Origin of the sequence: Gemmobacter nectariphilus DSM 15620 (assembly GCF_000429765.1) — a bacterium.
GTDB classification, from domain to species: Bacteria; Pseudomonadota; Alphaproteobacteria; order Rhodobacterales; family Rhodobacteraceae; genus Wagnerdoeblera; species Wagnerdoeblera nectariphila.
Genome location: NZ_AUCM01000008.1, coordinates 18006 through 29892, shown reverse-complemented (window position 1 = coordinate 29892; position 11887 = coordinate 18006). Strand labels below are relative to the sequence as shown.

The window sequence follows — 11887 nt, the reverse complement described above, 5'->3', positions numbered from 1 at the left end:
TTGCCATAAATACCCAATCGACAGGGCTCACATGCGCATCGCAGCGGCAGGCGCGCGATGGCGGCGTGCAGAAGCCACAGATTACTCAAGCCCGACCATGTGGCGAATGTCCTGAGGGCTGGCGCCTTCGGCGCGGTATCTGGCCAGGGCGCGCGCGTCGTCGCGTTTGGCAAGGCGCTTGCCCTTATCGTCGCGGATCAGCCGGTGGTGGTGGTAGACCGGCGTCGGCAGGCCGAGCAGGCGTTGCAGCAGGACGTGGATGGCGGTTGCCTCGAACAGATCCTCGCCCCGGGTGACATGGGTGATGCCCTGGGCGGCGTCATCCACCACGACGGACAGATGATAGGAGGTCCCGAAATCCTTGCGCGCCAGCACGATGTCGCCGATCTGCGCAAGGTAGCCGGTGGCTGATGTGGCGATGGTGCCTGCATGAGCCGGGCCGGTTTCGGTGAAACGGGTCGCCTCGGCGGCGATGGCGGCAAGCGCCGCCGCCATGTTCAGGCGCAGGTGCTGGTCGGTGGGGCGCAGGGCGGGCCGGGGTCGGTCGCGGCAGGTGCCGGGATAGACGGGACCATCGGGGCCATGATGGGGCGCGCCTTCCTGCGGGGCGCTGAGGGCCTGATCGATGTCGCGCCTTGTGCAGGTGCAGGGGTAAAGCAGGCCGCGCGACCACAGATCATCCAGCGCGGCGCGATAGGCTGGCATCCGGTCCGACTGGCGCATCGGGGGGGCGTCCCAGCGGATGCCCAGCCAGGTCAGATCGTCCAGCAGCTGGGCTTCCCAATGCGGCTTGCTGCGCTGGGGGTCGATGTCTTCGATCCGCAGCAGGAAGGTGCCCGCGTTGGCGCGGGCCATGTCATGGGCCAGCAAGGCGGAAAAGGCGTGGCCCAGATGCAGCGGGCCGGTGGGCGAGGGGGCAAAGCGGGTGACGAACGCCACCTTAGCCTTGCCCTGCAAGCCATTGGCCAAACGCCTCTTTCGCGCGGTCGGTATAGGCCTTGTAGCGGTCCTTGCGCCCGCGCCGGCCACCGCGGGCCTCGATGGGCGGGAAGAGGCCGAAGTTCACGTTCATCGGCTGGAAGGTCCTGGCGTCGGCATCGCCGGTGATATGGGCCACCAGCGCCCCCATGGCGGTTTCGCGCGGCGGGGCGGGCAGATCGCGGCCCAGGATCTCGGCCGCGGCCATGCGGCCCGCAAGCAGGCCCATGGACGCGCTTTCGACATAGCCCTCGACCCCGGTGATCTGGCCGGCAAAGCGGATGTTGGGGCGCGATTTCAGCCGCATCCGGCCATCGAGCAGCGTGGGCGAGTTGATGAACGTGTTGCGGTGGATGCCGCCAAGGCGCGCGAACGAGGCATCCTGCAGCCCGGGAATTATACGGAAAACAGAGGTTTGCGCGCCATACTTCATCTTGGTCTGAAAGCCCACGATGTTGTAGAGCGTCCCCAGCGCATTGTCGCGGCGCAGCTGGACCACGGCATAGGGCTTGCGGTCCGGCTGATGCGGATTGGTCAGGCCCACCGGCTTCATCGGACCAAAGCGCAGCGTCTCGCGCCCGCGTTCGGCCATGACCTCGACCGGCAGGCAGCCGTCGAAATAGCCGGCGGTCTCGCCCTCGTGGAACACGGTCTTGTCGGCGGCCAGCATGGCGTCGATGAAGGCCTCGTACTGGCCGCGGTCCATCGGGCAGTTGATATAGGCGGTGCGCTCTTCCTCGGTCTCGCCCTTGTCATAGCGCGACTGGCGCCAGGCGACCGACATGTCGATCGTGTCGGCATAGACGATGGGGGCGATGGCATCGAAGAAGGCCAGCGACTCGGCCCCGGTCGCCGCGCGGATGCTGTCCGCCAGTGCCCCCGAGGTCAGGGGGCCGGTGGCGATGATCCACTGCCCCTCGGACGGCAGCTCTGTCACCTCGGCCTCGGACACGGTCACCAGCGGATGGGCGCGCAGCTGCGCGGTGATCCATTCGGAAAACGGGTCGCGGTCGACCGCCAGCGCACCGCCCGCCGGCAGGCGGTGGCGTTCGGCCGATTGCAGCACGATGCCCCCCGCCGCCCGCATTTCCCAATGCAGAAGGCCGACCGCATTGCGTTCGTCATCGTCCGAGCGGAACGAGTTCGAACACACCATTTCGGCAAAGTTGCCGGTGCGGTGGGCAAAGGTGGCGACATGGGGCCGCATCTCGTGCAGCACCACGGGGACGCCCATGGACACGGCCTGCCAGGCGGCTTCGGATCCGGCCATGCCGGCGCCTACGATATGAAGGGTCTCGGTCATGGCCGGGATGTAGTCCTGCGCCGCGCCGAAGGGAAGTCAGCGCGTGCAGAACGCTTCGGCCATTTCGCCAAAGTTGCGATAGCGGGCCCAGAATTCGTTGTCGCCGTCCGATTTCGACATGCGCACCTGCTGCGCCTGATCGGGATCCTTGAAGAACTTGGCCGCCCGGCGCTGTTCGCTGCGATGAAGCGTGCGGTCGGCCGCCTGCTGGATGCAGCCGCACAGGGCCCGGTCGCCATTGGCGCGCGGGCTGGCAAGGCAGGCAGTCTCGATAGGGCCGGCATGGGCGGCAGTGCCGGCCATCACCAGTCCGGCGGTCAGAAGGAACTTGCGCATGGTCTGCCTCATGGTCTGTGCGGCGCTTGTCGGGGCCGCTTGAGATCGCAATATCGTGCCGGATTTTCCGTGCATTTTCAATGTCGGCCCCGACTCTACCGGCTGTAGGGCCGGATCATTCGGGCGCAAGATGGCGTGGCGAGGGCGATTCTGGCAAGCGTGGTTGCGGTAACGGTGCCGATCCGTCGCAGCCGATACAGAATCGTTGACCGAATCTGCGGCCGCTGCTAGGAAATGAACAGATGTTCAATAATTGGGAGGGGAGCCCATGTTCACCGCATCCATGCGTTTCGATCTTGGCGAGGATATCGAGGCGCTGCGCGACACCGTGCATCGCTGGGCGCAGGAGCGGGTGAAGCCCATCGCGGCGCAGGTGGACCGGGACAATGTCTTCCCGCCCGAGCTGTGGCGCGAGATGGGCGATCTGGGCCTTCTGGGCATCACGGTGGCCGAGGAATATGGCGGGGCCGGAATGGGCTATCTGGCCCATGCCATCGCGACCGAGGAAATCGCCCGCGTTTCGGCCAGCATCAGCCTGTCCTATGGCGCGCATTCCAACCTGTGCGTCAACCAGATCAAGCTGAACGGCACCGAAGAGCAAAAGCGCAAATTTCTGCCCGGCCTGATTTCCGGCGAACATGTCGGCGCGCTGGCCATGTCCGAACCCTCGGCCGGATCGGACGTGGTGTCGATGAAGCTGCGCGCCGAAAAGCGCAACGGCTACTACGTTCTGAATGGCACGAAATACTGGATCACCAACGGCCCCGATGCCGATACGCTGGTCGTCTATGCCAAGACCGACCCCGAGGCGGGGTCCCGGGGCATGACGGCCTTTATCGTCGAAAAGTCGATGAAGGGCTTCTCGACCAGCCAGCATTTCGACAAGCTGGGGATGCGCGGGTCCAACACGGCGCAGCTGTTCTTCGACAATTGCGAAGTGCCGTTCGAGAATGTCCTCGGGACCGAAGGCAAGGGCGTGCGCGTCCTGATGTCGGGGCTGGATTACGAACGGGTCGTGCTGTCGGGCATCGGCACCGGCATCATGGCCGCCTGCCTTGACGAGGTGATGCCCTATGTCAAGGAACGCGAGCAGTTCGGCCAGCCGATCGGGAACTTCCAGCTGATGCAGGGCAAGATCGCCGACATGTATGTCGCGCTGAACACCTCGCGCGCCTACCTTTATGAGGTTGCGCGGTCGTGCGACCGGGGCGAGGTCACGCGCCAGGACGCCGCGGGCTGCGTGCTCTATTGCTCGGAACAGGCGATGGTGCAGGCGCATCAGGCGGTGCAGGCGCTTGGCGGCGCGGGCTTCCTGAATGACAGCGTGGTCAGCCGCCTGTTCCGCGATGCCAAGCTGATGGAGATCGGCGCCGGCACCAGCGAAATCCGCCGGATGCTGATCGGGCGGGAGCTGATGGGCGCCCAGTGATGAGCCGTGCCCGTCCTGCCATGATCGTGCTTGCCCTGCTGCCAGCCCCCGCGCTGGCGCAGGAGATGCGCTTCTCGCCCGCCCTGACCGAGGCCTGCCTTGCGGCCGGCGCGGACGAGGGCTGCGCCGGGCGCGCGGCGGATGCCTGCATGGCCGACAATCCGGGCGGGGGCTCGACCGTCGGCATGGGCTTTTGCCTGGAGAATGAACGCGTCTGGTGGGATGACCGGCTGAACGCGGCCTACAAGGCGCTGAGCTCGATCCACAATCGGCAGGATGCGGGGGCCAGGGCGGCGGGCGATCCGCAGGTCAACCGCCAGCAGTCGCTGCGCGAGATGCAGCGGGCCTGGATCGGCTGGCGCGATGCGGCCTGCGCCTACGAGGCCGCGCAATGGGGCGGGGGCACCGGGGCCGGTCCTGCCGCGCTGTCCTGTCTGATGGAAATCACCGCGCGTCAGGCGCTGGCGCTGGAATCGCGGGTGATGGAGGCCGGGAAATGACCCCGGCCCCGCGCAGCCCTGGTTCAGAACTTCATTACATAGGCGATGCCGAAGACCACCGGGTCGACCTCGGCCTTGCCGATCTTGGTGCCGTTGAGCGAAACATCGGCGTCAATGTCCACCCAGCGCAGATCCATGCGCAGCGCGGATTTCTCGTTGATCGCGTAGTCAAGCCCGGCATGGGCGGCCAAGCCCCAGCTGTCGCTGATCTTCAGCGCACCCAGCGGGGTCTTTTCGTTGAAGAACTTGGTGTAGTTCACGCCGACGCCGACAAAGGGCTTCACCTTGCCTTCGGTCGGGAAGTGCCAGTTCAGCGACACGGTGGGCGGCAGGTGCTGCGTGGTGCCGATCTTGGCGCCGCCGACGTTCAGGTCATGCTTGAAGGGCAGGGCGGCCAGCACCTCCAGCCCCAGGTTGTCGCGCAGGAAATATTCAAAGGTGATCGTCGGGCGCACATTGTTGCCGATGGTCAGCGGCCCTGCTGTCAGGGTGCCGTTGTTCGACTTGGGCGCGACGAGGCCAAGCCCGAACCCCAGCGTCATATCGCCCCTGGACTGAGCCAGAACGGGCGAGGCTGCGGCCATCGCGGCAACAAGGGCAAGGGAAAGCACAGAGCGTTTCATCGGTCTTCTCGCAGGTTGATTGCGGCCCGACCATCTACCCGCAGGGACCGCGCCAGCCTTGACATGGATCAAGCCAGGCGTGCCGCAGGCTGCGACATTCCGGCACGGTGCCTTGCCGATCAACCGCATGAAATCGCAGGTGAAAACATGAATTTGACTTGTCGCATTCCGCAGCCGTCACAAGGGGGCCGGGGTGCGTTGGAAGGGGGGATCCGTCCATGAAGCTGTCCACCAAGGCTCTTCCGACGTCCGAGACGTTCAAGGCCAACCGCGCAGCCCATCTGGGGTTGCTGGACACTGTCGCCCAGGCCGCGGCCGCAGCGGCGGCAGGGGGCGGCGAAAAGGCCCGCGCCCGCCATATCGCCCGCGGCAAGATGGCCCCGCGCGACCGGGTGGCCAACCTGCTTGATGCCGGATCGCCGTTCCTGGAAATCGGCGCGACGGCGGCGCATGGCATGTATGGGGGCGATGCGCCTTGCGCCGGGGTGATCTGCGGCATCGGCCGGGTCATGGGGCAAGAGGTGATGGTCGTGTGCAATGACGCGACCGTCAAGGGCGGCACCTATTACCCGATGACGGTGAAAAAGCACCTGCGCGCCCAGGAAATAGCCGAGGAATGCCAGCTGCCCTGCGTCTATCTGGTGGATTCGGGCGGTGCCAACCTGCCCAACCAGGACGAGGTGTTCCCCGACCGCGACCATTTCGGGCGCATCTTCTACAATCAGGCACGGATGTCCGCCAAGGGCATTCCCCAGATCGCCGTGGTGATGGGCAGCTGCACGGCCGGCGGCGCCTATGTGCCGGCGATGTCGGATGTGACGATCATCGTCAAGGAACAGGGCACGATCTTTCTGGCCGGCCCCCCGCTGGTCAAGGCCGCCACCGGCGAGGTGGTCAGCGCCGAGGATCTGGGCGGGGGCGATGTGCATACCCGGCTGTCGGGCGTGGCCGATTACCTGGCCGAGGACGATGCCCATGCGCTGGCGCTGGCACGCCGGGCGGTGGGCAACCTCAACCGGGCCAAGCCGGGCACCGTCCAGTGGCAGTCGCCCGAAGATCCGGCCTATGACCCCGAGGAACTTCTGGGCGTGGTCCCGGCCGATCTGCGCACGCCCTATGACATCCGCGAGGTGATCGCCCGCGTCGTCGATGGCAGCCGCTTTGACGAATTCAAGGCACGCTTTGGCGAGACGCTGGTGACCGGCTTTGCCCATGTCAAGGGCTGCCCGGTCGGGATTATCGCCAACAATGGCGTGCTTTTCTCCGAGGCGGCGGTCAAGGGCGCGCATTTCGTCGAACTGTGCAGCCAGCGCGGCATCCCGCTGCTGTTCTTGCAAAACATCACCGGCTTCATGGTCGGGCGCAAGTACGAGAACGAAGGCATCGCCCGCCATGGCGCCAAGCTGGTGACGGCGGTGGCCACGACCAATGTGCCCAAGATCACCATGCTGGTCGGCGGCAGCTTTGGCGCGGGGAACTATGGCATGGCCGGGCGCGCCTATCAGCCGCGTTTCCTGTGGACCTGGCCGAACAGCCGCATCTCGGTCATGGGGGGCGAGCAGGCGGCGGGCGTTCTGGCCACCGTCAAGCGCGAGGGGATCGAGCGGCAGGGCGGCAGCTGGTCGGCCGAGGACGAGGCCGAGTTCAAGCGCCCCACCATCGAGATGTTCGAGCGCCAGTCGCATCCGCTTTATGCCAGTGCCCGGCTGTGGGACGACGGGGTGATCGACCCGCGCAAGACCCGCGATGTGCTGGCGCTGTCGCTGTCGGCCGCGCTTTGCGCCCCGATCGAGCCGACGCGTTTTGGCGTGTTCCGGATGTGATCGACATCGGCTGCTGGAGAAGGGGGGCCAGCCCCCCTCGGCCTTGCGGCCTCACCCCCCGGGGTATTTGGAAAAGGCAAAACACATGACCATTGAGGCGGGGAGGCTGAGGTGGCGTTGAAGACCCGGTTCACGCAGGCCTTCGGGCTGGACCATCCGGTGGCGCTGGCGCCCATGGCGGGCGCGGCGGGCGGTGCGCTGGCGGCAGCGGTCGCGCGGGCTGGCGGGCTGGGCCTGCTTGGGGGCGGCTATGGCGATGCCGACTGGACCTTTGCGGAATGGGACCGGGCAGGCGATGCGCCGATCGGGGTGGGCTTCATCACCTGGAAGCTGACGCCGGCGGTGCTGGAGGCGGCGCTGATGCGCGGGCCAAGGGCTGTGATGCTGTCCTTTGGCGATCCGGCGCCCTTTGCGCCGGCGATCCATGCGGCCGCTGTGCCGCTGGTCTGCCAGTGCCAGACGCTGGATCATGCCCGCGCCGCGCTTGACGTCGGCGCCCGTGTCCTTGTGGCGCAAGGCGCCGAGGCTGGTGGACATGGTGGGGCGCGCGGCACCCTGACATTGGTGCCGGAAATCGCCGATCTGCTGGCGGCGCGCTCGCCGCAGACGCTGCTGCTGGCAGCGGGCGGCATCGCGGACGGGCGCGGGCTGGCGGCGGCGCTGATGCTGGGGGCCGATGGCGCGCTGATCGGCACCCGGTTCTGGGCGGCCGCAGAGGCGCTGGTGCCCGAGGGCTTTCACGGCGCGGCCGTTGCGGCAGGGGGCGATGCGACGGTCCGGGGCCGCACCCCGGATGCGGCGCGCCTGCTGGACTGGCCAGAGCCCTTCACGATCCGCACCCTTCGGTCTGGCTTCACCGACCGCTGGTCCGACGACACCGGGGCCCTGCGCGCCAATGCTGCCGCCCGCGCGGCCTGGGCCCAGGCCCAGGCCCAGGGCGATGCGGCGAACGGCACGCCCGTTGCTGGCGAATCCATCGGGCTGATCCACGACATCCTGCCCGCCGCCGCCCTTTTGCACCGCATCTCGTCCGAGGCAGAGCAGCGTCTGCGCTGTTCGCCTTGATCCAAATTTCCCGGGGGTGCGGGGATGAAGGGCCATCGCCCGGAATGCCCCCGCTCTGCCATCACCATTCCCGAGCCGAGGCCTGACATGTTCCAGAAAATCCTCATCGCCAACCGCGGCGAAATCGCCTGCCGGGTCATCGAGACCGCCCGCAAACTGGGGGTGGCGACGGTTGCCGTCTATTCCGATGCCGATGCTGCGGCCAAGCATGTCGCCATGGCGGATGAGGCCGTGCATATCGGCGGCCCCGCGCCGGCCGACAGCTACCTGCGGGGCGAGCGGATCATCGCGGCCGCGCAGGCCACGGGCGCGCAGGGCATTCACCCCGGCTATGGCTTCCTGTCCGAGAACCCCGATTTCGTCGATGCCGTCGAGGCGGCGGGGCTGGTGTTCATCGGCCCTTCGGCGGCGGCGATCCGGGCCATGGGGCTCAAGGATGCGGCCAAGCGGTTGATGCAGGAGGCGGGGGTGCCCGTCGTGCCCGGCTATCATGGTGAAAACCAGGATCCCGAACATCTGGCCGGTGCGGCGGATCAGATCGGCTATCCTGTGCTGATCAAGGCCGTTGCAGGCGGCGGCGGCAAGGGGATGCGCAAGGTCACCCGCGCGCAGGATTTCGCCGCCGCCCTCGAAAGCGCGCAGGGCGAGGCGCGCACCGCCTTTGGCAATCCGGCCGTATTGATCGAGAAATATGTCGAGAAGCCGCGCCATATCGAGGTGCAGGTCTTTGGCGATGGCACCCGCGCGGTGCATCTGTTCGAGCGCGACTGCTCGCTGCAGCGCCGCCACCAGAAGGTGATCGAGGAGGCCCCGGCGCCGGGCATGACCGCCGCGATGCGCGAGGCGATGGGCGCGGCCGCCGTGCGGGCGGCCGAGGCGATCGGCTACAAGGGTGCGGGCACCATCGAATTCATCGTCGACAGCAGCCGGGGCCTGCGCACCGACGGGTTCTGGTTCATGGAAATGAACACCCGCCTGCAGGTGGAACATCCTGTCACCGAGGCGATCACCGGGGTCGATCTGGTGGAATGGCAATTGCGCGTGGCCAGCGGCGAAAGCCTGCCGGCCCGGCAGGAGGATCTGACGATCACCGGCCATGCCTTCGAGGCGCGGCTTTATGCCGAGGACGTGCCGGCAGGCTTCCTGCCTGCGACGGGTCGGCTGGATCATCTGGCCTTTCCGCCGGGCGTGCGGGCCGACAGCGGCGTGCGCACGGGCGATGCGATCAGCCCCTGGTATGACCCGATGATCGCCAAGGTGATCGTCCACGGCCCGACCCGCGCCGCCGCCTTGCAGCAGCTGGCAGACGGGCTGGCGCGCACGCAGGTCGCAGGATCGGTGACCAACCTGGCCTTTCTGGGCGCGCTGGCGCGGCACAAGGGCTTTGCCGCTGGCGATGTGGACACCGGGCTGATCGAGCGCGATCTGGAGGCGCTGATTGCCGAACCCGCGCTGTCGCCGGCCGTGACCGTTGCCGCGGTGCTGGCCGGCGCCGGGATCTGGGACGCGACGGCCGAGGGTTTCACGCTGTGGGCGCCGCTGGCCCGCATGGTGCAGCTGGAGCGCGGCGGCGAGGTGATCTCTGCCGTTGTGCGGCTGAGCGGGCCGGGTGTCGCCGAGGTGGAACTGGACGGCACAGCCCATGCCTGCCGCCGCCAGCAGGGCCGCTGGTGGATCGATGGCGCGCCCTCGGGGGCCAGGGTGGTGGTCGTGGGCGGCGCTGTCCATGTCTTTGATGGCGGCTGCACCAGTTTTGCGCTGCACGATCCGCTGGCGCGGGATGTCTCGGCCGGGGCGGGTGGCAATGTCACGCTCTCGCCCATGCCGGGGCTGGTGAAGGCGGTGTTCGTGGCTGCCGGCCAGGCGGTTGCGGCGGGCGACCGGCTTGCGGTGCTGGAAGCGATGAAGATGGAACATGTGCTGACCGCTGCCCGCGATGGTGTGGTGGCCGAGGTTCTGGTGGGCCCAGGCACCCAGGTCGAGGCTGGCGCGGCGCTGATCGCGCTCGAGCCCGAGGCGTAACGGCTCCCGCACCCCGGCAGCGGTCCTTGCGGACCGCCACCGGGCCTTGGGCCGGGCGCCGCAGGCGCGGCGGGGCGTCCCCCCGGCGTGCCGCGTGGTGGTTGGCGGGGTTTGGGTATTTGGGGCAAGATGATGCCAGCGGTCTGGTCTGGTGGCGAGCCGGGGAGGGGTATTTGGAGAAAGGTGAAATGGCAGCGGGGCGCGGGGTGGTGAAGCTGTGGCATGTGCCGCAGGCGCGCTCGTTCCGGGTGCTGTGGTTCCTGCACGAGGCGGACATCGCGCATGAGGTGGTCACTCTGGATTTCGGTGGCAAGTCGCTGCGCGATCCGGCGTTTCTGGCGATCTCGCCTGCCGGGCGGGTGCCGGCGGCCGAGATCGACGGGCAGACCATGTTCGAGAGCGGCGCCATTCTGGAATATCTGAGCGAGACGCGGGCGCAGCCGTTCTGGCGCGCGCCCGGCCATGCCGAGCGGCGCAGCTGGCTGGAATGGCTGCATTATGCCGAGACCATCGGCCAGCATATGGCGCAGCTGACCCAGCAGCATATCGTGCTGCGCGAGGACTGGATGCGCAGCCCGACGGTGATGAAGCTGGAGGCGATGCGGCTGGCACGGGTGCTGGCGGCGGTGGGTGCGGCGGCGGATCGCAATGGCTGGCTGCTGCCATCGGGATTTTCGGCGGTCGATGTGGCGATCGGCTATGGCGTGCATATGGCGCGGCACTTCATTCGCATCGAGGAGGTGCCAGGGCTGGCTGCCTATCATGCGCGGCTGACCGCACGGCCCGGATTTCAGGCGGCGGCGGCGGCCGACGGGCCGGTTCTGATCTATACACGCGATTTCTATGAGGCCCCCGATGACAGCCCGCGTTGAGATTTTCGAGGTCGGCCCGCGTGACGGGCTGCAGAACGAAAAGCGCCCTATCCCGACCGCGGACAAGATCGCGCTGGTCGACTGCCTGAGCCGGGCCGGGTTCCGGCGGATCGAGATTGCCAGTTTCGTCAGCCCGAAATGGGTGCCGCAGATGGCCGACAGTGCCGAGGTGCTGGCCGGCATCAGGCGCGCGCCGGGGGTGCGCTATGCGGCGCTGGCGCCCAACATGAAGGGCTATGAAGCCGCCCTTGCCGCAGGGGCGGATGAGGTGGCGATCTTCGGCTCGGCGTCCGAGGGGTTCAGCCGCGCGAACATCAACGCGACCATTGCCGAGAGCCTCGAGCGGTTCCGCCCGGTGGCCGAGCGCGCGGCGGCGGACGGCATGCCGGTGCGCGGCTATGTCTCTTGCGTGACCGATTGCCCCTATGACGGGCCGGTGGCGCCGGGGGCGGTGGCGCGGGTGGTGGCGGCGCTGCGTGACATGGGGTGCTACGAGGTCTCGCTGGGCGATACCATCGGGCAGGGGCGGCCCGAGACGATCGCCGCCATGCTGGAGGCCGTCTTGCAGGAATTGCCGGCGGACCGGCTGGCCGGGCATTACCACGATACCGCCGGCCGGGCGCTGGAAAATATCACCGTCTCGCTGGAGCGGGGCCTGCGGGTGTTCGATGCTGCGGTCGGGGGGCTGGGTGGCTGTCCCTATGCGCCAGGGGCTGCGGGCAATGTGGCGACCGAGGCCGTCATCGCCCATGTCGAGGCGCTGGGCTATGCGACCGGGCTGGACCGCGCCGTCATCGCCGAGGCGGCCGCCATGGCCCGCGCCATGCGCCCGGACTGACCGGGGCGAAATTCATCTGTCTGAAAGGCGGGCGGCAGGTTGCAAACCGTCGTGCTTCGATCGAGAGGCCCCTTGACCAGGGGCCTGCTGTGACGCCT

The 11887-nt window shown here is 67.8% G+C and carries 11 protein-coding genes; 7 read left to right on the top strand and 4 right to left on the bottom strand.

The annotated features are described in order from the left end of the window. Positions 1–81 precede the first annotated feature (81 nt). Genes gluQRS through G481_RS0109305 form a run of 3 tightly spaced genes read right to left on the bottom strand, consistent with a single transcriptional unit; the run spans position 82 to position 2617 of the window. The gene (gluQRS, locus tag G481_RS0109315) at positions 82–939 is read right to left on the bottom strand and encodes a tRNA glutamyl-Q(34) synthetase GluQRS (protein ID WP_028029792.1); all 858 of its coding nucleotides are present in this window, start codon (positions 937–939) and stop codon (positions 82–84) included. A gap of 1 nt (position 940) precedes the next feature. Further along, entirely contained in the window at positions 941–2281 is a 1341-nt protein-coding gene (gene trmFO / locus G481_RS0109310; RefSeq protein WP_028029791.1) for a methylenetetrahydrofolate--tRNA-(uracil(54)-C(5))-methyltransferase (FADH(2)-oxidizing) TrmFO, read from the bottom strand. Between the two features lie 36 nt (positions 2282–2317). Further along, complete coding sequence (locus tag G481_RS0109305) at positions 2318–2617, bottom strand: hypothetical protein (protein ID WP_051294431.1); 300 nt, start codon at positions 2615–2617, stop codon at positions 2318–2320. Between the two features lie 268 nt (positions 2618–2885). On the opposite strand from G481_RS0109305, the gene G481_RS0109300 reads away from it, so the two are divergent. Both G481_RS0109300 and G481_RS0109295 read left to right on the top strand, forming a co-directional pair. Beyond that, the gene (locus tag G481_RS0109300) at positions 2886–4046 is read left to right on the top strand and encodes an isovaleryl-CoA dehydrogenase (RefSeq protein WP_028029789.1); all 1161 of its coding nucleotides are present in this window, start codon (positions 2886–2888) and stop codon (positions 4044–4046) included. Continuing rightward, complete coding sequence (locus tag G481_RS0109295) at positions 4046–4546, top strand: lysozyme inhibitor LprI family protein (RefSeq protein ID WP_035025710.1); 501 nt, start codon at positions 4046–4048, stop codon at positions 4544–4546. Before G481_RS0109300 ends, G481_RS0109295 begins: the two co-directional genes overlap by 1 nt. Positions 4547–4569: 23 nt before the next feature. On the opposite strand, the gene G481_RS0109290 is transcribed toward G481_RS0109295, so the two are convergent. After that, a complete protein-coding gene (locus G481_RS0109290; RefSeq protein WP_028029787.1) occupies positions 4570–5169 on the bottom strand; it encodes an OmpW/AlkL family protein in 600 nt (199 codons plus the stop codon). A gap of 218 nt (positions 5170–5387) precedes the next feature. Between G481_RS0109290 and G481_RS0109285 the strand changes: the two genes are divergently transcribed. From G481_RS0109285 to G481_RS0109265, 5 genes are all read left to right on the top strand, one after another. Beyond that, a complete protein-coding gene (locus G481_RS0109285) occupies positions 5388–6992 on the top strand; it encodes a carboxyl transferase domain-containing protein (protein ID WP_028029786.1) in 1605 nt (534 codons plus the stop codon). Positions 6993–7103: 111 nt separating this feature from the next. After that, a complete protein-coding gene (locus G481_RS0109280) occupies positions 7104–8057 on the top strand; it encodes an NAD(P)H-dependent flavin oxidoreductase (protein ID WP_342666571.1) in 954 nt (317 codons plus the stop codon). A gap of 87 nt (positions 8058–8144) precedes the next feature. Further along, on the top strand, positions 8145–10079 hold the full coding sequence (locus G481_RS0109275; protein WP_028029784.1) for an acetyl/propionyl/methylcrotonyl-CoA carboxylase subunit alpha: 1935 nt from the start codon (positions 8145–8147) through the stop codon (positions 10077–10079). A gap of 188 nt (positions 10080–10267) precedes the next feature. Next, positions 10268–10951 (top strand): glutathione S-transferase family protein, encoded by a 684-nt coding sequence (locus G481_RS0109270; RefSeq protein WP_245594949.1) that lies wholly within the window; start codon positions 10268–10270, stop codon positions 10949–10951. After that, positions 10935–11789, top strand: coding sequence for a hydroxymethylglutaryl-CoA lyase (locus tag G481_RS0109265; RefSeq protein WP_028029782.1), 855 nt, complete (start codon positions 10935–10937; stop codon positions 11787–11789). The genes G481_RS0109270 and G481_RS0109265 overlap by 17 nt, the downstream gene beginning before the upstream one ends. Positions 11790–11887 lie beyond the last annotated feature (98 nt).